Raw genomic sequence first — 22,837 nt, 5'->3', positions numbered from 1 at the left:
CACGATATTCCCTGTCCTGATTGATACGCATCACCGTGACATGAACTTTGCGGGGTTCAGCAGGACACTGGCCACGGAGGCCACGGGAAGGTGCAGCGGAATGACAAGCCCCCCGCCTGCGGTCCTGATGCGTTCGGCGGGCGCACCGATGTCGAATGTCACGACGGGAAAATCATGACGCCAGAATTCCGTCAGCACATAGGACCATGTTTCCGGCCATACCGCAGGCAGGAAGCCCCAGTCACATTTCTGCATCCGAATCAGCGATGTCAGTTCGTTTTCGGCATAACGTCCGGTGATTTCAACAACCCCTGTTTCCAGCAGGCGTGAATCATCACATGTGAACCCCACGATGGAAAACCGCAGCGGCAGCCCGGTCGCCGCCACATGGCGCGCAAGCCTGAGCAGCAGGTCATACCCTTTTTCAAGGCCGATCGCCCCGATCAGCAGGATACGCCTGACATCCGTGGGGTTCCTGGGCGTAAAGACGATGTCCTGTGTCGGGACCGGGGCCTCCCACTGCGCCAGGACGACAGGCACGTCGATATGCCGGCGATACCGTGTGGCCACGTCGTGGCAGGACGCAATCACCGCCCGGGCGCACCGGAAGATATCCGTCCCCAGTTCCCGCAGCAGGGGCAGCGCCGTGTCATCCCCTGTCGCATGGCCGCGATCCATGATGCAGGTCTCGCAGACCGGAGATTCCGGCTCCCCGCAATAGAGGCTGTTGTGGGAGACCAGCGTAATCTGCGGGCAGAACCATGAATAATCATGGAGATAGACATCATAGTCGAACCCGAAGAGCGAAACCCAGTGAATGTCCTTGATCCCTGCGCCAATATAGCTGTGGATTTCCATCCGCGCGCAGTTGAGGGACAGCAGGAGTTCACGCAGGTCCGGCCCACGGCGCGACAGGATGATATTGGGATACTCATCCGCCAGATAGGGTACGACTTCCCACCGGGGATAGTCATCTTTCGCCTCTGCCGCGCATGGGGAAATAATCAGCGGGACACATCCATCTTCCGAAATGGACAGCGCGCGTTCATGCACAAAACGATGCACGCCTCCCTCACGGTCATGCGTCATGAGGGCGACGGCCTGGCGGTTTCCGATGGCCTGCGACAGGCGGCGGATATCGAGGTCTCGACGGAACCGCTGCAGGGGATTGCGCTCCTGCCATTCATGGACAAGGCGGTCATAGCCGGGATGCAGTCCGTTCAGCAGACCAAGGTTGCGCCGGATCAGGTCGCCCCTGAACGCGCTGAAGGACTGCCCTTCGGCATGGCCGACATAGGTGCCAAGGCACACGACATGCCGCCACCCCAGGGACGCGGCACGTCGGCTGAAATCATTTTCCTCGCCATAGCCCTGGGCAAAGACATCCTCACGCAGCACGCCCGTCTGGTGCAGGCATTCCGCACGGATATACATGCAAAAGCCGTGCCCGGTCGGAACCTCGACAATCTCCGCACTGTCAATTTCCGCCAGCAGGGACGAAAGTTCAATCACCTCGTCATAGGAAGGGATCGGATTGTTCCCGTCATTGCGGGGATAGCTGAAGATTGTCGCTGCATTGGAAAGCGGCGTCGCCGTGCCGATATCCGGCGCGCGATAGACGGCCTGCTGCAGCTTCGTGATCCATCCCGGCGGCGGGATGGTGTCGCTGTTGAGCAGCACCGCATCTTCATCCTGCCTGACTTCACGCAATCCACGATTGGCTGAACAGGTAAAGCCGCGATTGCGTTCGTTATGCAGGACCGTAATGCCCTCCCTGTCCGCAACATCTTCAAGGAAGCTGACAATGCGTGGATCAGGCGAGAAATCGTTGATGACAACCAGGCGGTCATCCGGCCCACGCCATTGCAGGGCGAGTTCGATACATTCCCGGGTCACTTCATACCCTTTGTAAACCGGGATGATGATGGCAACAGGACGCCCGATCCTGTCCACATCAGCCTCCGGGTTCACATCCTCCCTGAACCGGGGGGAATATAATGCCGGGAAAGGCTGGTTGGCCTTGGGCCGGGGGGCATGGGAACAGGAGGTGGGGAATGTCCGCGCCACCCATTGCGCCTGTGCACGGGCGTACCGCGCGCCCGCAAGGGGATCGAGCGGGCTACCATAGAATTCCTGCGCGAAACGGTCCGTGACCCTGACGGCGGGCGTTTCCACCCCGTCCAGATCGCTCCACGGGATCAGGAATGGCGTGCGCGCTTTCTCCGCGACAAGGAGGTCGGAGCATCGGTCCCCGACCTCGTCATCAAACAGCGTCCTGTCATCCTCCACCGCGCGGACCCGCACATGTTCATCCGCCACAAGGTTGTTGGGATAACGGAACCACCCCGTCAGGCCCTCGGCACTCCCTTCGACAAATCCTTCGCAACGCCAGATGGTGCGTGGTTCAAGCGCACTGCCCAGCATGTCACGGCCTTCATGCCGCACATGGATGACGGGAAGGCTGTCGGGCAGTTCGAAATTGGTGACATCATACACACCAAACCCGGCGAAAGACCCCACAGAGGCCAGTTCCGCCCGATGTTCCACATCGTCATGATGCCATGTGACGTCGCCATCCTTTCCATCCGCAAGCCCCACGACGATGCGCCCGTCCGGTCGCATGGCGCACCATCCGTCACAACGGTGCGCGGCCGACAGGGCACTGAAAACCTCGAACGCGACATCGTCGAAAACAATGGCCGTTTCACGAAGGAAAGCCCGCAGTTCAGCAAAGGTGCGGTCATGCGCACCGAATTTCAGCCGTGTCAGCAGCAGGAAAAACCGTGCGATGGGGGAAAGCGCATGCCCGGAAAGATATTCAAAAGGCTCCGAAGCCCGCGGCTCACCCGTCGCCAGACGGCACAGGCCGATCCCGAGCATGATGTCACGTGCGCTGGGATGTGCCCGCTGGAGATATTCCAGACGCCCGAGCACAGATGCCAGATCTTCCGGTATCGCAGGAAGTCCGTCATAGCGGGAGGCAAGGGACGCAATATAACGATGGGCCGAATCCGCTATGAAATCGTCTGTATTACCGCCCATATATCCCGAAGCCCCTGCAACACATGCTGCAAATTTCTGTATTCTGTTCTTATTTATACTTGTTGTTCAGCAGGAACTGCCGCCACGTATCATATAATGGCACCAGTGCCCTGCTGGGTGCGCGCAGTTCGGCACGCCCCATGGCCAGCCAATGTTCCTTGCCCGTTGTCCAGTCACCACGCCGGACGGACGCCACGACATCGGGATTGTTCTTCAGGTACCATTTTTCATCGAATTCAGTGCTGCCGGTCTCACGGCCTTCGAAAAAGCCCGTGTAAAGGAAATGCTCCTCACCACTTTTCAATTCCCCCCGATGGACCGCCGCATCGACATCGGGATTTGTCTCCAGATAGGCTTTTTCATCGAACGGAAGGGATTTCAGGTATTCCGATATCAGGAACCGGAACAACGTCTTGGATATGGTTACATGCGCACCGCTTTCTTCAGCCAGCGGTGAAAGAACAGAATACGGGATCATGTCAGGCTCAACCTTTTGAAATAGGCTATCCAGAATAATGTAAAATACATGTGTATTTTAGTCAACTATTAATTAGTAATTAATTGGTTCATTACTTTTTAATTTATTAGTGTTATCAATCCATATATGGTTATTTTTATTTCGTTAATTTTCAATTAAGTGCATCTCGGATAACTTCATGCCCCATCCAGCATGTTTTAATGGATTTACAATATATTCCTGAAACATGAACCGGATCTTCCGACATACACGCCATACATGAAGGCCTGACGGTCATGCCCATGAAACATATCCTGACGGCTTTCCTGTTCCTGGCCATCGCAAGGGGCACTGCGCAGGCAGCCTCCACCGATCATCCACGCGACTTGGCCGATCTTGCGGAAGGTTTTGACGGAGATATCAGTCCGGCGCACGCACAGGCGGCGGAGGGCACGACATCACGTACCCTGGCGCAGCATTTCAACGATACGCTGTCCCCGCTGGATTTCGGGGGGAAGTTCGAAGGGGGCGACGAAAGCCTTTCCCTTGATGCCTATCGGGGAAGCTTTCCCTCCATGGCGCTGCTGCGGATGCCAAGAGGGTCCTTTACATACCGGACCCCGCCGGTTTCGGGCTATCCGGGCACACAGATCTGGATTTCCGACGGGGCAAGGGATGCAGCCTCCGGCAACAGTTTCCGCATTTTCCCCACGCCTACCGGCGATACGGTCATCTCCAACTATGCCGGCACCCTCAACATTGCCAAGAACGGCAATCATGCCGGGGATGGGGCGGTGGTCAGCGTGGACTACAATATCAACACGCCTGCGAAAAACTGGAACACACCGGAAAATCCTGTCTACAACGCCCATTTCGGCATCACTGAAAACTGCGAGGAAGCCAATATCGAAAACAGGGGGCAGGTCTATTGCCTCAGCAGCCAGTTGACTGCGGCCTCCTATAACGGCGCGATCAAGACGGATGCGAACCTTTTTGCAATCCGTCCCGCCATCCGGGACACTCATGGTCCCCGAAGCCAGATTTCAGGCATCAATACCGGCGTGATCGACCAGACCGGACTGCCGTCCTCAAAGGCCGGAGGAATCGAATCCGCGGAAATAGACCTTTATGCCAGCGGTGCCGATGACGGTCACGACAGGGTTGCCCTGATCGTCGGATCACAGCAGCAGAAAGACGACAGCCATAACAATCTGGAGGTCGGAAACGGCATCCTGCTCCGGGCCGGGGCCTATACCTTTTACGACAGCGCCTTTCAGATCATGGGCGCTTACAAGGACGCTGCCATTGACCTGCGTTACGCCAATACCGGATGTCCGGGCGACATCTGTGCGCCCGCGCTCTGGCTGGGCGAACTTGGCCCGATTTCCTTTGGCCATTCAGATCCCAACCGGGTCAAGATATTTGGCGATTATCAGGGGAACCTGCATTTTGTAACCCGTTATGCGGACGCGCTGGAACTGACCGGGTCTGGTGATACCGCGATCTCTGGTCGGTTGATCGCACGACAGGGACTTCAGATCGGTGCCAGCTCCTATCCCGCGATCACAGACGACGAATATGGAACCCTCAACTTTGTCGTTCCCGGACCGGACAGGGATATGACACGCTCCCTCAACGCGCTTTCGATTTCTCCCGATGGGGAAGTGACATTCAACAGTAATGTGTATGTCGGCCGGGACGTGGAATTCGCGGGAAATGTCATACTGGATAAGGCCATCAGCACAAGACAGGGCATCGTTCTTCCCACCATGACCGAAAAACAGATCAGACACATGACGGCACCTGCCGAAGGCCAGATCGTCAACGATCAGGAAACCCATGCGCCGGTGATTTTTGAACAGGGGCATTGGTACCATATTCCTCTTGGGAAAGAACTTTAGGGGCTGTTTGAACGCGGCATATTGGTACGATGTTTTTTAAGGGCGGCGCTCTTTTGAAGCTTTTTGGAAAAAGCTTCACCAAAAACTTTTACTGTTTTTATCAACATATTATTTTCAAAAAGTCTCCAGGAAATATTGACGGATAATTTACAATATTCCGCTTCAAGTAAGGTGGAGCATCGTCTGCCTGCTGGAGAAGATTTTATGTCTGAGGAAATTCGTCTCGTTATCTGGGACCTGGATGAAACATTTTGGCATGGCACCCTGACCGAAGGGGGTATTTCCTATTCGGATGAATACCACAATATTGTCGTGGAACTTGCCCAACGGGGCATCATGAGTTCCATCTGTTCCAAAAATGATCTTGAATCCGTCAGATATCTCCTGCAGGAAAAGGGAATCTGGGATTATTTCGTTTTCCCCAGCATCGACTGGTCCCCGAAGGGGGCAAGGGTTGCCGAAATCATCCGGCGTATCCAGCTTCGTCCTGAAACCGTCATGTTTATTGACGACAATACCCATAACCTGCAGGAAGTCCTGTCAGTCAATCCGGAAATCCACATTGCAGATGAGAAGATTATCCCACACCTCCTGACGGACACCCGTTTCAGGGGCAAGGATGATTCCAGCCTTTCACGCCTGAAACATTACAAGGTTCTGGAAAGCCGTGATGAGGAGAAGGAAAATTTCTCCAGTATCGAAGACTTCCTGAAAGACAGTAATATCAGGGTCGAGTTCATCTATGATGTCGAAAACCATCTTGACCGTGCAATAGAACTGATCAACCGGACGAACCAGCTCAATTTCACGAAGCAGCGCCTGCCGGAGGATCGGCAGGAAGCCCGGGATATCCTGCTGTCGCAGATCAAACAGACATTCAGGTATTCCGGTCTGGTCAGGGTCAGCGATAAATTTGGCGATTATGGCATCGTGGGCTTCTACTCACTCGTCTATGTCAACAGAATCAGTTACTTTGAACATTTCTGCTTTTCATGCCGCATACTTGGCATGGGAATCGAACAATGGGTTTACCAGTCGCTCGACCGGCCCGACCTGCATGTGCAGGGCACGGTCATATCGGACATCAATTCCCCGGCGCACATTGACTGGATCAACCAGGAGGAAGGTTCTTCCGACGCCATGGTGGCCGCCAGCAGGAAGAGCATATATGTTCGCGGGGGATGCCATGCCGCAGGACTGGCCCATTACCTCAAGCAGGGGAACCGCCGTGTCGTCGAGGAGCAGAATTTCTGTCGCGACGGTGTCAGCATCCGCATTGACCACTCGCAACTGTTCCATGATTCCATCTTTGGCCTGACCGATGAAAGGCTGGCGTGGATTTCAAAACTTGGCTACAGGAAAGAGGATTTCGCGACACAATTCGATGACATGACGTACGATGTTTACGTGCTGAATTTTTCCGTCGATGCATTGTACGCAACATATTCATATCAGGACGGCGCCACCCGATATCCGTTCCCCGAGTGTCATGCGATCATGACGGAAAATTTTTCACAGGGGGAACATCATGACCAGAACAAATTCCTTGATGATGCCTTCCGCAATGTCGCATCTGGCGATTTCCATTACCATGCGCCGGACCCGGACTATTTCGAAAACTGCCTCCGCAGTATCCTGCCCCGGATTCCCGAAGAGTCTTTCCTGTTCATCCTGCTGGGGGCCGAAAGATTCCTGAACCATGAAAATGAAGTTGAGAATGTTTCAACACACATCCCCTTCAACCGGAAAATCATGGAACTGACGGCCAACAGGAAAAATACCTTCCTGCTGCACATTGACGATTATGTAAAAGAAAGAAGTGACCAGACCGACAGGGAACATTTCGGACGCATGGTTTATTACAGACTCTACAGGACCATAACCGAGGTCATTTCTGCTGATGCACCCGCCGAAAAAACAGAAACCCCCGCATTGCACGAAGCATGATGCATGGGATTCCCGCCCTTTCACAACGGAAAGTAGCTAAAGTTTTTGGGTGTCGCCTTTTTTCAAAAAGGCGACGTTCCCTGAAACTTTTTGGAAAAAGATTCACCAAAAACTTTTAAATGATATCACCCGATCCCTCGGCCAGCCGTGGTTTCCAAAGGGTAATCCCCAGAGCCCCGATCATCCCACCCTTGGCAGGCAGATCACGAACCGGGCACCAATGACATTCCCGTCCGCGTCAATCCGGTTCTCCGCGCTGATCGTCCCGCGCAGGGCCTCGACAATCTGGCGGCTGATGGACAGGCCCAGCCCCGAATGCTGCCCGAAATTCTCGCTGGTCGGGCGTTCGGAATAAAAACGGTCGAAGATGTTGTCCAGCTTCGCCTGTGGAATGCCCGGCCCTTCATCCGCAACGGCAATCTCCACCATGTTGCCGGCCGGGACGGCACTCAGCAGGATCTGCCCGTCGGGGGGCGAAAACGAAATCGCATTGCCGATCAGGTTGCGCAGCACCTGCACCAGCCGGTCTTCCACCGCCATGACCTTCAGCGGCCGTTCCGCGCTGTTGCCGCTGCTCGCGACGCTCATGACCGGCTGTCCGGGCTGGCGCGTGGTCTGGTGGATTTCCGCCAGGACCGACAGCAGGGGCACCACGGCCACGGGTTCGGCGCGCGCACGCGACAGTTCGGCATCCACGCGGCTGGCATCGGAAATATCGGTAATCAGCCGGTCCAGCCTGCGCACATCGTCATGGATGATCATCATCAGCCGCCGCTGGCGTTCGGGATCCTCGATACGCAGCAGCGTTTCAATGGCGGAGCGGATGGACGACAGGGGGTTCTTGATCTCATGGCTGACATCGGCGGCGAAGCGTTCGATGGCGTCCATGCGCGCCCACAGCGCACTCGCGCTGTCCTGCAACGCACGCGCGACCTCCCCGATCTCGTCCCGGCGCAGCAGCAGGCGTTCGGGCACCGTGTCGGTCCGGCCGGAGGATTCACGCATCACATGCGCCGACGCCGCCAGCCGCAGCAGCGGCCGCGCGATCGTCAGCGACAGGTACCATGACAGCAGGATCGTCAGCGCCAGCGCCATCAGGAACAGCGACAGGATGGAGGACCGCACGGCAAACAGGGAACGGTCCACGTCACGCGCCTCCCGCGTCAACTGGATGATCCCCACCGTGGTCTGCCCGTCATGCATCACGGGTTCGGCCACCGTCACCATCAGGCGCTGGTGCGCGGTGCGGCGGATATAGGGCGGCATCTCCATGATGCGCATGCCGTTCGGCCCGGCCACCGGCTGCACCGACGGATCGGTGTCGGGGGTATCGAGCGTCATGATCCGCTCCCCCGACAGGGTCGGCAACTGCGACAGCAGCCAGTTGTACAGACGCTCGCCAATATTGCGGGACTCGGGATAGAGCGGGGAGCGGTCGTCTTCTTCCCCGCCCGTCCCCTCATGCCGTCCCTCGCCGGAACCGTGGGCATGGTGGCCTGCCCGCTCCGCACGGCTGTCGGCAACGGGCTGTCCATCGGGGGCGAACAGGCGGGCACACGCGCTGGGGCTTGGCTCCGTCAGGCGCAGCAGCAGCGGCCGCGCCAGCGCAGGGTCCAGCAGCACGCCATGGCGTGTGGTCGTCACCGCACTCTGCCCCAGCGCACCGGCATAGATGCGCGCCTGTTCACGCAGGGCGGAGACCTCGGCCTCGAGCAGGCTGTTCTGGAACTGCGTCAGGTACAGCAGCGTCAGCGCCAGCAGCCCCAGCGGCAGCATGTTGACCAGCAGGATCCGCCGCATCAGCGGCGAGACGAGCCGCGTGCGGTATTCCATGTAGACGGCAGCGGCGGCATGGTTGCCCGACATGCGGCCGCCCCCCTTTTTCGGGCGCAGGCGCGCACGCAGGGCAGACAGGCGCAGGGCAAGGCCAGGCATGGGGAACGGACGCTTCAGCGGGAAATTCCTACTCTTCCTTGTAGCGGTAGCCTATGCCGTACAGCGTCTCGATCTGGTTGAAATCCTCGTCCACCTGCCGGAACTTCTTGCGCACGCGCTTGATGTGGCTGTCGATGGTGCGGTCATCGACATAGATGTTCTCGCCATACGCGGCATCGATCAACTGGTCACGCGACTTCACCAGGCCGGGGCGGGTCGCCAGCGCCTTGACCAGCAGGAACTCCGTCACCGTCAACTGGATGTCGCGCCCGTGCCACAGGCACTGGTGCCGCGTCTCGTCAAGCGAGAGGTTGCCGCGCACCATGTTACCCGCCGGGTTGGCGCCAACGGCCTCGTTACGGGTCAGTTCGTTGCGGCGCAGCAGCGCGCGGATACGCTCAAGCAGCAGGCGCTGCGAAAAGGGCTTGGTGATGTAGTCATCCGCCCCCAGCCGCAGACCCATCAACTGGTCCACTTCCTCATCCTTGGACGACAGGAAGATGACCGGCAATTGCGAACGCGCACGCAGCCGCTGCAGCAGTTCCATCCCGTCCATCCGCGGCATCTTGATGTCGAGCACCGCGAGGTCCGCCGGACGGCTCATCAGGCCATGCAGGGCACTTTCACCGTCGGTATAGGTATGGACGGTGAACCCTTCCGCTTCCAGCGTCATCTGCACGGACGTCAGGATGTTGCGATCGTCGTCAACCAGCACGATCGTCTGTTTCGTCGGCTCCATCAGGATCTCTTCTGCTTCATCTGCGGATTGCGGCCACCGGGCACGCGCGTCGGGGACTTGCCTTGAAGGGCGGTTGGAGCATAGCGTCATATCGACCCGCATGTCATGAGGGCATGCGCCATATTGATGAACATGAGGAAGGGACGGGACGGCCGCCCGGCATCTGACGGTGCAGCACATATCAGGGGCATTACGCAAATTCGGCATGCCTGTGCAGACCGTCATGCCTTGTCCATCAGGCGACCGTTACCTACTTGATAGGTCATGACCCACGATACAGACCCCACCCACAACGCCGACGCCCCGCACGGCGCCGGTACCCACCAGCCCCAGACAGAGGGCCAGCAGCCCCCGCATGACGCCGCGGCCACGGACGCGGCCGCCACGGCGGAAACGGGGGCCGAGCCGTCGGACCGCATCGCGGAGCTTGAGGCCGAAGTCGCCGCCATGCGCGAGAAATGGATGCGCGCCGAAGCGGAAATGCAGAACCTGCGCACCCGCACCAAGCGCGAGATCGAGGACGCGCGGCAGTACGCCACGCAGAAATTCGCCCGTGACGTTGTGGAAGCCGCCGAAAACCTCAAGCGCGCGCTCGCCAGCCTGCCCGCGCCGACGGAACATGAGGACGGCATCCTCAAGAGCATGCGCGAAGGCATCGAGAGCACCGAGCGTTCGTTCATGGGCATCCTTGAACGCAACGGCATCGTCGCCGTGGACGCGCACGGCAAGCCGTTCGACGCCAACCTGCACCAGGCCATGGCGGAACAGCACAGCGATGAACACGCCGCAGGCACCGTCATGCAGGCATGGACGCCGGCATGGACGCTGCATGGTCGCCTGCTGAAGCCCGCGATGGTTGTCGTGTCCAAGGGACATGCCTGATATCACGGGCTGAAAATGCCGGTTGATCGGCTTCTCCCCCCTTGAAAGGCCGGGTGGGGCTGCTTAAATCGGAAAGTAACGCTGACGGGCCTGACCGGGTGGATGTGATCATGACAGTCCCCTGTCCCCCGCCGGCAAATGAATGATCAAAAGGGTTTTCGCGGATGCTTCGGGTCCACGGAAACCGCTATCAAGGAGAGTATTCATGGGTAAGGTTATCGGTATCGACCTTGGCACGACCAATTCGTGCGTTGCGGTCCGCGAAGGCGACGAAACCCGCGTCATTGAAAACAGCGAAGGCGCACGCACCACCCCGTCCATGGTGGCGTTCACCGACAACGGCGAAATGCTGGTTGGCCAGGCTGCGAAGCGCCAGGCCGTCACGAACCCCGCCAACACGCTGTATGCCGTCAAGCGCCTGATCGGCCGCCGCTATGACGACCCGACCGTGGCGAAGGACAAGGAACTTGTCCCCTATGCCATCGTCAAGGGCGACAACGGTGACGCCTGGGTCGAGGCGCAGGGCAAGAAGTACGCCCCGGCGCAGATTTCCGCCTTCATCCTGGGCAAAATGAAGGAAACGGCCGAATCCTACCTCGGCGAACCCGTCACGCAGGCCGTCATCACGGTTCCGGCCTACTTCAACGACGCACAGCGTCAGGCGACGAAGGATGCGGGCCGCATCGCGGGCCTCGAAGTCCTGCGTATCATCAACGAGCCGACGGCGGCGGCGCTGGCCTATGGCCTGCAGAAGAAGAATGGCGGCACGATCGCGGTCTATGACCTTGGTGGCGGCACGTTCGACGTCTCGATCCTCGAGATCTCCGATGGTGTGATCGAGGTGAAGTCCACCAACGGCGACACGTTCCTCGGCGGTGAAGACTTTGACGCGCGGATCATTGCCTACCTCGCTGACGAGTTCAAGCGTGAGCAGGGCATCGACCTGCGCCAGGACAAGCTGGCCCTGCAGCGCCTGAAGGAAGCCGCGGAAAAGGCGAAGATCGAACTGTCCTCCTCCAAGGAGACGGAGATCAACCTGCCGTTCATCACGGCCGATGCGTCCGGTCCGAAGCACCTCGTGCTGAAGCTGACCCGCGCGAAGCTGGAAAGCCTGGTTGACGACCTGATCCAGCGCACGCTGGAACCCTGCCGCGCCGCGCTGAAGGATGCGTCGGTCAACGCTGGTGAAATCGACGAAGTGATCCTGGTCGGCGGCATGACCCGCATGCCCAAGGTCATCGAGGCGGTGAAGCAGTTCTTTGGCAAGGAACCCGCCCGCAACGTGAACCCTGACGAAGTCGTGGCCATCGGTGCCGCGGTGCAGGGCGCGGTGCTGCAGGGTGACGTGAAGGACGTGCTGCTCCTCGACGTGACGCCGCTGTCGCTGGGGATCGAGACGCTGGGTGGCGTGTTCACCCGCCTGATCGACCGCAACACGACGATCCCGACGAAGAAGAGCCAGACCTTCTCCACCGCGGAAGACAACCAGAGCGCCGTGACCATCAAGGTCTATCAGGGCGAGCGTGAAATGGCGGCGGACAACAAGCTGCTGGGCACCTTCGACCTGACCGGGATTGCGCCCGCCCCGCGTGGCGTGCCGCAGATCGAGGTGACGTTCGACATCGACGCCAACGGCATCGTGTCCGTGTCCGCCAAGGACAAGGCGACCGGCAAGGAACAGCAGATCAAGATCCAGGCGTCTGGTGGTCTGTCCGAAGCTGACATCGAGAACATGGTCAAGGACGCGGAAGCCAACGCCGCCGCCGACAAGGCCAAGAAGGAACAGGTCGAGGCCCGCAACCAGGCCGAAGGTCTGACCCATCAGGTCGAGAAGTCCCTGTCCGAAGCCGGTGACAAGGTTCCGGCGGCCGACAAGACCGAAGCCGAGGCCGCGATCGCCGAGGTCCGCAAGGCCCTTGAAGGCACCGATGCCGAAGCGCTGAAGAAGGCGACCGATCGCCTGACGCAGGCCGCGATGAAGGTGGGCGAGGCCGTCTACAAGGCGGGTCAGGCCGAAGGTGGTGCCGAAGGCGCCGCGCCGGGTGCCGGTGCCGCTGGCCCGAACGGCGAGAAGGTCGTGGATGCCGACTTCGAAGACGTGGACGACAGCAAGAAGTCGTCCTGATCGTCGCAAGGCGTCATACATACTCCGGTAAAGGGGGTGCGGGAGCCACAGGCTTCCGCCCCCCGATCCCAGGTGGCGCCCGTGCTTCATGGAAGACGGGCGCTTTTCCTGTTTTAAAGACATGATACGGATCCGATACGGATTCCAACCCCAATCGATAACGGTCCGCCGTGCCCATAAGCAGGGACACCACCCATCCCCCGTCCCGGGGCGGCCCCGTTTCACTGAGGACCCATTATGGCCACCAATCTTGATTATTACGCGGTTCTGGAAGTCTCCCGTGATGCCGATGGCACCGAGATCAAGAAGGCGTATCGCCGGCTGGCCATGAAATACCATCCGGACCGCAACCCCGGCGATGCCGAGGCCGAAAACCGGTTCAAGGAAATCAACGAAGCCTATGACGTCCTGAAGGACGACCAGAAACGCGCGGCCTATGACCGCTTTGGCCATGCGGCGTTCGAGGGCGGCGGCCCCGGCGGTGCCGGCGGGTTCGATTTCGGCGGCGGCGGGCTTGGCGATATCTTTGAGCAGATGTTCGGCGACATGATGGGCGGGCGTCGCGGCGGCCGTCGCGCGGGCGCCGACCTGCAGGTACAGGTCAGCATCACGTTCGCGGAGGCCTTCTCCGGCGTGAAGAAGCAGATCAGCGTGCCCACGCGCGTCACCTGCGAAAGCTGCGACGGCACCGGTTCGGCCGACAAGAACCAGCCAGCAGAGGTCTGCCCCTCCTGCCATGGTGCGGGCAAGGTCCGCGCGCAGCAGGGCTTCTTCTTCGTCGAACGTCCCTGCCCGACCTGCCATGGCAGCGGCCGCCTGATCCGCAACCCGTGCAAGGTCTGCCACGGCACCGGTACGGTGGAAAAGAACCGCACGCTGGAAGTCGCGATCCCCGCAGGGGTGGAGGACGGCACGCGCATCCGCCTGTCGGGCGAGGGCGAGGCCGGGGGCGCGGGCGTGACGCCGGGCGACCTGTATGTCCATATCAGCGTGGAGCCCCACCCCCTGTTCCAGCGCGACGGGGCCAACATCTACTGCCGCGTGCCGGTGCGCATGACGCAGGCGGCGCTGGGCACGGAAATCGAGGTGCCGGTCGTCGATGGATCGCGCGCCAAGGTGAAGATCCCGGCAGGCACCCAGACGGGCGAGACGCTGCGCCTGCGTGGCAAGGGCTTCTCCGTCCTGCGTTCGTCCGCGCGTGGCGACATGTATATCCAGGTCGTCGTGGAAACCCCGCGCCACCTGACCCGCCGCCAGCGTGAACTGCTTGAGGAGTTCGAGACGGAGGGCGGCGGCCATGACAAGGGCAGCCCCGAGAGCACCGGCTTCTTCAGCAAGGTGAAGGACTTCCTTGAAGGCAAGCTCTGATCCCCGCCTTTCCTGATCCGGCGCGCCATGGTTGAAATGGCCGCCGGATCGGGTATAGGCTCCCTCCCCATATGCATGGTGTCCCCCCAACTTGCACCATGGATATGCTACAGGCGGCGCGATCCCCCGGTCGCGCCGCCATCTGTTTGTGGAGGCTGTCTGAAAAGACAATCCAAGGGAAAAACCTGAAAATATAAAAAGTTTTTGGGTGCCGGCTTTTTCAAAAAGGCGGTGTTTTCTGAAGCTTTTTGAAAAAAGCTTCATCAAAAACTTTCATCAATTTTACCAAGATCACAGCGGGGCGGAGAGTTTCATGAACACGAAAACGGTGCGTATCGGTATTGCCGGGATCAACGGTCGCGTGGGCCGCCTGCTGCGTGAGGAGGTCGTGGCGGCGGGCGCGATTGTTGCGGGCGGTTCGACACGCAACGGCATCATGGAACCCGCCAGCAGCGACGCCACCGGCCCGGCCTGCCCCATCTTCACCTCCATCGCCGACCTTGCAAAGGTCTGTGACGTGGTGATCGACTTCACCAACGTCGCGACCGTGAAGGCGCATGCTGAGGCTCTGGCACAGGCGGGAACGGCATGGGTGCTGGGCACGACCGGCCTGGGCGAGGAAGATCAGGCCGCCGTCGATGCGGCGGCGCAACGCATCGCGGTGGTGCAGGCGGCGAACTTTTCCCCCGGTGTGACGTTGATGACCCGCCTGGCGCGCCAGATGGCCGCCGCCCTGCCGGGACGCGAATATGATGCCGAAATACTGGAGATGCACCACAGGCAGAAAGTCGATGCGCCATCAGGCACCGCGCTGGCCATTGGCAACGCCGTGGCGGACGGGCGCGGCATCGTGCTGAAGGATCATATGGAGGTCGCCCGCGACGGACATACCGGCCCGCGCGCGGACGATGCAATCGGCTTTGCCGTGCTGCGCGGCGGGCAGATTGTTGGCGAACACAGCGTCATCTTTACATCCGCGAACGAACAGATCTCGCTCACCCACCGGTCGTTCAACCGCCGCATCTACGCCACCGGCGCGGTGCGCGCGGCGCAGTGGATCGGGGCGCGGGGGCCGGGCCTGTATTCGATGGACAATGTGCTGGGACTGGAGTGAATTCCACGCGCGGGATGGGGGTATTCGGCAAAAAAACTTGACGCTGGCGGGAACTTCGGCCAAATCCGTCCACTACTCAGCGCCCGTCCATGCGGCGGCCCCATGGTTTTTACCAGATAGTATGGAATCAACATGCGCAACAAAGGCGACTTCCTGTTCACCTCTGAATCCGTATCGGAAGGCCATCCCGACAAGGTTGCCGACCGGATCAGCGATACCGTTCTTGACGCGTTCCTGACGGCCGATGGGGAATCCCGCGTTGCGTGTGAAACCCTGGTGACGACCAACCGCATCGTCCTTGCGGGCGAAGTGCGCGGCCCCGCCTCCGTCACGCCGGAACAACTGATCGAAGGCGCGCGCGACGCCGTGCGCGACATCGGTTACGACCAGCCGGGCTTCTCGTGGAAGAACGCCGAGGTTGAGTACTACCTGCATGCGCAGTCCGCCGACATCGCCGTCGGCGTTGACAGCGCGGGCGAAAAGGACGAGGGCGCGGGCGACCAGGGCATCATGTTCGGCTTTGCCACGCGCGAAACCGAAAGCCTGATGCCGGCCCCGCTGCATTACGCGCACGGCATCCTCCATCGCATCCGCGACCTGCGCAAGGCGGGCGACCCGCGCGCGGCCGCCCTGCAGCCCGACGCCAAGAGCCAGGTCACCCTGCGCTATGTCGATGGCAAGCCGGTGGGCGCGACCTCCGTCGTCATCTCCACCCAGCATGTCGAGGGTGCGAGCCAGAACACCATCCGCGAGGAACTGCGCGGCGTGGTCAAGGACGTCCTGCCCGAAGGCTGGATGTGCCCCGAAGACGAATTCTACGTCAACCCGACCGGCGTGTTCGTGATCGGCGGCCCCGACGGGGACTGCGGCCTGACGGGACGCAAGATCATCGTTGACACCTATGGCGGTGCGGCCCCGCATGGCGGCGGCGCGTTCTCCGGCAAGGATCCGACGAAGGTTGACCGTTCGGCGGCCTATGCCTGCCGTTATCTGGCGAAGAACATTGTCGCCGCCGGCCTGGCCGATACCTGCACGCTGCAGATTTCGTATGCCATCGGCGTGTCGCACCCGCTGTCGGTCTATGTTGACCTCGCCGAAACCGGCAAGGACGTGGACGAAGACAAGCTGGGCCGTGTCCTGCGTGAAGTGATGGACCTGTCGCCGCGCGGCATCCGCAAGCACCTGCGCCTGAACCGCCCGATCTATACCCAGACCTCCGCCTATGGCCATTTCGGCCGCACGCCCGACGCGGCGAAGGACGATTTCACGTGGGAGCAGACGGACCTCGTCGACGCCCTGCGCAGCGCCTTCAACCGCTGATCGCCTGACGGCCCGACCGGTTCCCGCTGTCATGACGGGACCGGTCGCGCCATGACGCGATGGCAGGCCACGGCCCCATCGCCACAAGACCGACACCAAGGATGACTGTTTTCATGACGGCTAGTGTGGATGTAAAGGCGTCGCCCGATCGCCTGTACGGACGTCAGCGCGGTCATCCCCTGCGTCCACGCCAGCAGCGCCTGCTTGACCAGACACTGCCGCGCCTGCGCTTTCCCGCGATCGCCATGGCGAACCCCGCCAGCGCCTTTGGCCATCCGCCGCGCGAAATCTGGCTGGAGGTCGGGTTTGGTGGGGGCGAACACTCCCTTGCCCAGCATGCGACCCATCCCGATGTCGGCTATATCGCGTGCGAGGTGTTCGATAACGGCCTGTGTTCGCTGCTGTCGCGCCTTGTCCCCGATGACCACGAAGCCGATGCGCCGGTACCCGACATGCTGCGCATCTGGGACGAGGACGCGCGCATCCTGCTGCGCGAACTGCCCGATGCGTCGATTGACCGGGCCTTCCTGATGTTTCCCGACCCCTGGCCCAAGGCACGCCATGCCAAACGGCGTTTCGTCCACCCCGACACGGTGCGCATGATGGCGCGCATCCTCAAGCCCGGTGCGATCTGGCGCGTGGCCAGTGACGATCCCACCTATCAGGCATGGGTGGAGGAAGTGATGGGGGCGCAGACACTGTTCCGCACGGCGCCGCCGGTACTTGAACGGCCCGAAGGCTGGCCGCCGACACGCTATGAAGCCAAGGCGCTGAAGGCGGGACGGCAGCCTTTTTACTGGACGTTCGTACGCAACTGAGGATCGGGGACATTCCCTGACAACTCAAGGAAACGGCCGCGATATCCGGTCCCATGGCTGACGGTTAGGACTGTTGCAGGACCGGACGGGCGCATTTCCATCCCGGATGCTGGCATTTCCTGACCCTTCCGCCGTACGGATAGCCGATATTGCGCATTGCCAGGCACGGAATCATGTTCCGGCATCACATGACAGATTCGTGACAAATCATTGCGTTTGGATGTTTCAGGAGCAATGCATCCATTTTGAAATGGCATGTCATCACCTGAAATGATCTGGCTCGAACACCTTGCGCAGGTATGTGAACGCCCGTTTTCCCAATGAAAATGAACAATGTTCAGCGCAGATGCCGCCTGCGGGAGGCTCATGGAAAGCGAGTGGTTCCGTGTAACATATTTTATCAAAGATATATCTACACTTACGGGTGCGCTTTCACCCCTGACGGTTTTCATCTACAGGCGGGATGTTTGCCAAAAAGCCGAGATCCCACTGGAAATGTTATGAAAAAATCGTTACGAATCATGAATGTTTCTCTTGGTGTTTCGACGGCAGTTCTCATGCTGGCCGATGGCTGCCTGCCAGCCATGGCAAAGAGCATATCCGACACGCAGGACTTTTCCCTGACCGCCGGGGAATCGTTGGTGAATGACGATGACAAGGCGCTGTCGATCAAGAACCCGACCAATGTGTCGGTCAATATCGGGGCCGGAGCGCTGATCAGCGGGTCGGACGACGCCATCCATGGCGGCAATGCGACCAGCGGCACGGTGTCCATCACCAACAGCGGCACCATCGAAAGCACGGCGGGCGGGCAGGCGATCGACCTGAACGATTTTGTCGGTCCCGATAATACGAGTACCATTACCAACAATGCAGGCGGCCTGATCAAATCGGACGACGCCGATGGCATCCGTCCGGGCGCAAATGCCACGGTAATCAACGCGGGCACGATCTATGCCGATGGCGCGACGGGCGACAGCCATGACGGCATCGATTTCCAGGACGCCCCCACCGGCACCGTCATCAACGAGGCCGGGGGCCTGATTTCCGGCAAACGCCATGGCATCACGGGCGACGGGTATGTGGATGTCTACAACGCCGCCGGGGCGACGATCATCGGGCGCAACGGTTCGGGCGTCGGGTCCGACGGTACGGGCAAGGTGGTGAATTACGGCACCATCATCGGCGGTTATGACGGATCGGGTACAGGCGATGGGGACGGTATCGACATCGATAACGACGCCATCGTGGACAATTACGGGACCATCAAGGCCGAAGGCGCTGCCGGCGTTGGCAAGGACGGGGACACGAATGTGTCCGAAGGCGTGGCCCTGACCAACGGCATCAGCCTGGTGAATGAGAAAGGGGGCGTCATTACCTCCGTACAGGTCGGCGCGACCCTGACCGGCACCGCCTAGCAGCAGATGGTGGCCACGAACTATGGTTCCATCTTTGGCGCGGAACAGGGCGTGCGCGTCAGCGGAAACGTGGCGGTCTACAACTATGGCACGATTTCCAGTAACGACGTGGCGTTCGTGGGCAACCCCTCCTCCGGCACGACCGACCTGGAAAATTACGGAACCATCAAGGGCGGCACGCAGGCCCTGATCCTGCAGGACGGCAGCAATACGGTACTGGGCGTACATGACGGGTCGCAGATCGTGGGCGATATCGTGTCGCGCGGAAATCTCGATATCCACGATGACGGAAATTATACCCTTGATAACAGCCTGAACAACAATATGTCCGGGATAGGTACCCTGACGAAATCGGGCACGGGCCTGCTGGATTATACCGGCGATGGCACGGCGTATAACGGACAGACCTATGTCGCGGACGGGACGCTGGCGGTGGATGGCAACCTGTCCGCCGCTCCGGTAACTGTGGAATCCGGGGCAATGCTGGAAGGTGGCGGCACGGTCGGCAACGTGGTTGTCGATCAGGGCGCGACCCTGCAGGGCGGGCGTGACGGAACGGGCACGCTGTCGGTCAATGGCAACCTGCAGCAGCAGGCGGGATCGACCCTGCTGGCCGATGGTGGCCTGGTATCGGTTACGGGCCATGCGGCCATTGCGCAGGGTGCGCAACTGTCGGTGTCGCAGTCCATCGTGAATGACCTGCGGGATTCGGCGGGAACGGCGGGATACCGGGTGCTCAGCGCGGCGCAGGGCGTCAGCGGGACCTATACGCTGCTGGGCGACACGCAGGTTTCAGCCTTTGATTCCGTCATGGATGCGTATGATGCCAACGATGTCTATCTGCGTGCCGAACAGACCCGCGCCTTTACCGATGCGGCGGTGACGCGCAACCAGATGGCGTCTGCCGGGGCGCTGGATGCGATGGGTGGCACAGGGCTGGGCCGCACGGTCGGCCTTGTCGGCAGCGACGCGCAGGCGCGCCAGGCGTTCAACGCGACATCGGGGGAAATCCATGCCTCTGCCCGGACCGAGCTGATTCAGGACAGTTTCTATCTGCGTAACGCCGCGATCGACCGCCTGCGCGGGGCCGCGTGCGATCCGGGGGCGGGACCGCAGTCAACCGCCACCCTGCGGGGCCGCCGTACCGATGGCACATGCCAGCAGCAGCGCGCCGCAATGTGGGGCGAGGCCTATGGCGGATGGGGCCATAATTCGGGCGACGGCAATGCCGCGGGCATGCATCACAGTGTCGGCGGCTTTATCCTTGGTGCGGACGCCCCGGTGTTCGGGACGTGGCGTGTCGGCGGACTGGTCAGTTATGGCCACTCGGCCTTTGATGTTGGCGGGCGTGATTCCTCGGGCCACAGCAACAATGTGTCGATCGGTGGCTATGCAGGCACGCATTGGGGACGGCTGGCGCTGCGGATCGGCGCGACGTATTCGTGGAACATGCTGGGCATGAACAGGCAGGTGGCGTTTTCGGGATATTCCGCGCGTGAAAGCAGCGCCTATATGGGGGGGACGGCGCAGGGCTTTGGCGACCTTGGCTACCGCTTCGATGCCGGGCCTGTGGCGCTGGAACCGTTCGCCAATGTTGCCTATGTCAACCTGCATACCGACGGGTTCCACGAACATGGCGGCAGCGCGGCACTGGTCGGACGCGCGATTGATACCGGCACCACCTATTCCACCTTCGGGCTGCGGATGTCGTCAAACCTGCGGGCCGGGGCGGTCACGCTGGTACCCAACGCCAGCTTTGCCTATCGCCACGCTTTTGGTGAACTGACGCCCACCACGCGGGAATATTTCGCCCATGGCGGCGGGACGACATTCGATATCGCGGGCGTGCCCCTGTCGGAAAACGCGGCAGTGCTGGATGCGGGGCTGAAAGCGGTGATGAGCAACCGTATTGATGTCGGCGTGTCCTATATCGGACAGTACGGCGAACGCTCCACCGACAGCGGGATCCGTGGGAAATTCCGCCTGAAGTTCTGAACACATCCATCACATGCATGCGACAGCCGGGCGCTGCCCGGACCCGGCAGGGAGCGTGCTCCCTGACCCTGATCCGTTGACAAGTCATGGTTTTCAGGGGGCAATGCCCCTGAAGACACCCGCCCCTACGACAACGCCGTCCCCGTCAGACGTTCCGACACCTGCCACAGGCGCTGCGCCAGTTGCAGGTCGCGCGCCGCAGGCGGCACGATCGCCTCCGTCACATTGCCACGCCGTTCGCCCCATCCATCGGGACCGTAATACCCGCCATCGCGGGCCTGCGGCGCGGTCGCCGCGAACAGGATCGGCAGCGCGCCATGATCGGCCGACTGCCCGAACAGGGTAAAGGCCACCAGCGTCGCGCGCCGCAGCAGCCGTTCGCGCAGTCCCTGCGGGTTGGAGGAACGGCTGACGGCGATATCGGTCATGGCCCAGCCGGGATGGGCGGCAATGGAATGGATCGGCCATCCGTGCTGGCGCGCCTGCCGGTCGAGTTCGAGGGCAAGGATCAGGTCGGCAAGCTTGCTCTGCCGGTAGGCGCCGAACGGGGTGTAATGGTGCCGGGCCTGAAGGTCGTCGAACACCAGTTTTCCCGACAGCGCGGCAAGGCTTGCAACCGTGACGACGCGCGCGCCCCCCTTGCCCGCGCACAGCAGCGGACGCAGCCGTGCCGTCAGCGCGAACGGGCCGAGATAGTTGGTCCCGAACTGCAGTTCGAACCCGTCGATGGTTTCCTGCCGCTTCGGCGGTCCCATGACACCGGCATTGTTGACAAGGATATCGACCGACCCCGTCCGCCCCGACAGGTTCTGCGTGAAATCGGCGATCGATTGCAGGGAGGCCAGATCCAGCGTCATGAAATCGACAGCCCCGTCGGGACAGTCCGTACGCAGCCGTTCCAGTGCCGCCGCCCCCTTGGCCGGGTTGCGTCCGGCAAGGATGACCTCCGCCCCGCGCGAAACAAGCCCCCGCGCGGTGGCATATCCCAGGCCCCCGGTCGCCCCGGTGACAACCGCCACCTTGCCCTTCAGGCTCGGGGCCTGCGTGATATCCCAGTGCACTGTCATGATAAGGCGTCCTGCTGTTCGGATTTCTGCATGTCTTTTTCCATGGCGGCTTCGGCTTCCTCGGTCAGGCGCTGCTCATTGCGGCGCAGGAAGATGACGGAAGCCACAAGCCCGATGGCCCCCAGCACGCCGAACGTGATACCCACGGGGCCGGAAATCTGCATCACCTTGTGCCCCAGGTAATAGGCCCCGAACGCATATCCCCCCGCCCAGAACAGGCCGCCAAGCGCATTGAACACCAGGAACAGGTGCCACGGCATATGGTTTGCCCCGGCCAGCAGCGCGATGAACACGCGCAGTATGGCGACAAAGCGCCCGAACAGGACGATTGTTCCCCCATGCCGCTTGAACATGAACCGTCCCAGCGTCAGCCGTTTTGGTGTCAGCCCCAGCTTCGCACCATGGCGTTCAAGCAGAGGGAAGCCGAAGATTCGCCCGATCAGGTATCCGAAATTGTCCCCCATGATCGCGCCAAGCACGGCGGCGGTGGCAACCCAGCGGATATCCATGTGATGCGTGCTGGCGCAGTAGATCGCGGCGGAAATCAGGAGCGTTTCAGCAGGCAGCGGCACGCCCATGCTTTCCAGCATGACGATAATGCCGATCACGCCATAGCCATAATGCTGAAAAAGCTGTTCAAAATGCTGGAGCAGTGGACTTTATCCGTCTTGTGACAAGTGTGATGCATGAAGGACAAGGCGTGGGAATA

Annotated in this window: 16 protein-coding genes; 10 read left to right on the top strand and 6 right to left on the bottom strand. The window is 60.7% G+C overall.

Going from position 1 to position 22,837, the window contains the following annotated elements; all coding sequences use genetic code 11:
* Positions 1-30 precede the first annotated feature (30 nt).
* Complete coding sequence (locus HNH97_RS11135; protein WP_171790922.1) at positions 31-3,042, bottom strand: glycosyltransferase; 3,012 nt, start codon at positions 3,040-3,042, stop codon at positions 31-33.
* A 49-nt stretch (positions 3,043-3,091) separates the two neighbouring features.
* On the bottom strand, positions 3,092-3,520 hold the full coding sequence (locus HNH97_RS11130; RefSeq protein WP_110914281.1) for a hypothetical protein: 429 nt from the start codon (positions 3,518-3,520) through the stop codon (positions 3,092-3,094).
* A gap of 281 nt (positions 3,521-3,801) precedes the next feature.
* Here HNH97_RS11130 and HNH97_RS11125 point away from each other — a divergent pair, with 281 nt between their 5' ends.
* Both HNH97_RS11125 and HNH97_RS11120 read left to right on the top strand, forming a co-directional pair.
* Positions 3,802-5,400 carry a hypothetical protein gene (locus tag HNH97_RS11125; protein ID WP_171790921.1) on the top strand — a complete coding sequence of 533 codons (1,599 nt, stop codon included), beginning with the start codon at positions 3,802-3,804 and terminating at the stop codon, positions 5,398-5,400.
* A gap of 63 nt (positions 5,401-5,463) precedes the next feature.
* Entirely contained in the window at positions 5,464-7,347 is a 1,884-nt protein-coding gene (locus HNH97_RS11120) for an HAD-IIIC family phosphatase (protein ID WP_171790920.1), read from the top strand.
* 180 nt (positions 7,348-7,527) lie between these two features.
* Here HNH97_RS11120 and HNH97_RS11115 read toward each other — a convergent pair whose 3' ends face one another.
* Both HNH97_RS11115 and HNH97_RS11110 read right to left on the bottom strand, forming a co-directional pair.
* Positions 7,528-9,213, bottom strand: coding sequence for an ATP-binding protein (locus HNH97_RS11115; RefSeq protein WP_407716830.1), 1,686 nt, complete (start codon positions 9,211-9,213; stop codon positions 7,528-7,530).
* Between the two features lie 97 nt (positions 9,214-9,310).
* Positions 9,311-10,021, bottom strand: a complete 711-nt coding sequence (locus HNH97_RS11110) for a response regulator transcription factor (RefSeq protein ID WP_110096106.1) — start codon at positions 10,019-10,021, stop codon at positions 9,311-9,313.
* Positions 10,022-10,285: 264 nt separating this feature from the next.
* On the opposite strand from HNH97_RS11110, the gene HNH97_RS11105 reads away from it, so the two are divergent.
* From HNH97_RS11105 to HNH97_RS11070, 8 genes are all read left to right on the top strand, one after another.
* Positions 10,286-10,903: a nucleotide exchange factor GrpE gene (locus HNH97_RS11105; RefSeq protein WP_171790919.1), complete on the top strand. Its 618-nt coding sequence runs from the start codon at positions 10,286-10,288 to the stop codon at positions 10,901-10,903.
* 205 nt (positions 10,904-11,108) lie between these two features.
* Entirely contained in the window at positions 11,109-13,028 is a 1,920-nt protein-coding gene (gene dnaK, locus HNH97_RS11100; protein ID WP_110913325.1) for a molecular chaperone DnaK, read from the top strand.
* A gap of 237 nt (positions 13,029-13,265) precedes the next feature.
* Positions 13,266-14,396, top strand: a complete 1,131-nt coding sequence (dnaJ, locus tag HNH97_RS11095; RefSeq protein ID WP_171790918.1) for a molecular chaperone DnaJ — start codon at positions 13,266-13,268, stop codon at positions 14,394-14,396.
* A gap of 313 nt (positions 14,397-14,709) precedes the next feature.
* On the top strand, positions 14,710-15,510 hold the full coding sequence (dapB, locus tag HNH97_RS11090; RefSeq protein WP_171790917.1) for a 4-hydroxy-tetrahydrodipicolinate reductase: 801 nt from the start codon (positions 14,710-14,712) through the stop codon (positions 15,508-15,510).
* Positions 15,511-15,642: 132 nt separating this feature from the next.
* Complete coding sequence (gene metK, locus HNH97_RS11085; protein WP_171790916.1) at positions 15,643-16,830, top strand: methionine adenosyltransferase; 1,188 nt, start codon at positions 15,643-15,645, stop codon at positions 16,828-16,830.
* 113 nt (positions 16,831-16,943) lie between these two features.
* Complete coding sequence (gene trmB, locus HNH97_RS11080) at positions 16,944-17,648, top strand: tRNA (guanine(46)-N(7))-methyltransferase TrmB (RefSeq protein ID WP_110096112.1); 705 nt, start codon at positions 16,944-16,946, stop codon at positions 17,646-17,648.
* A gap of 584 nt (positions 17,649-18,232) precedes the next feature.
* Positions 18,233-19,066, top strand: a complete 834-nt coding sequence (locus HNH97_RS11075) for a hypothetical protein (protein ID WP_216657626.1) — start codon at positions 18,233-18,235, stop codon at positions 19,064-19,066.
* A gap of 6 nt (positions 19,067-19,072) precedes the next feature.
* Entirely contained in the window at positions 19,073-21,061 is a 1,989-nt protein-coding gene (locus HNH97_RS11070) for an autotransporter outer membrane beta-barrel domain-containing protein (protein ID WP_244949402.1), read from the top strand.
* Positions 21,062-21,186: 125 nt separating this feature from the next.
* Here the strand turns inward: HNH97_RS11070 and HNH97_RS11065 are convergent, their stop codons facing one another.
* Positions 21,187-22,128, bottom strand: coding sequence for an SDR family oxidoreductase (locus HNH97_RS11065; protein ID WP_110913329.1), 942 nt, complete (start codon positions 22,126-22,128; stop codon positions 21,187-21,189).
* Positions 22,125-22,718 carry a DedA family protein gene (locus tag HNH97_RS11060; protein ID WP_110913379.1) on the bottom strand — a complete coding sequence of 198 codons (594 nt, stop codon included), beginning with the start codon at positions 22,716-22,718 and terminating at the stop codon, positions 22,125-22,127. The genes HNH97_RS11065 and HNH97_RS11060 overlap by 4 nt, the downstream gene beginning before the upstream one ends.
* Positions 22,719-22,837 lie beyond the last annotated feature (119 nt).

The sequence above is a fragment of the Gluconacetobacter entanii genome (assembly GCF_013155425.1).
GTDB lineage: Bacteria > Pseudomonadota > Alphaproteobacteria > Acetobacterales > Acetobacteraceae > Novacetimonas > Novacetimonas entanii.
This window is presented reverse-complemented; position numbering and strand designations above follow the sequence as displayed.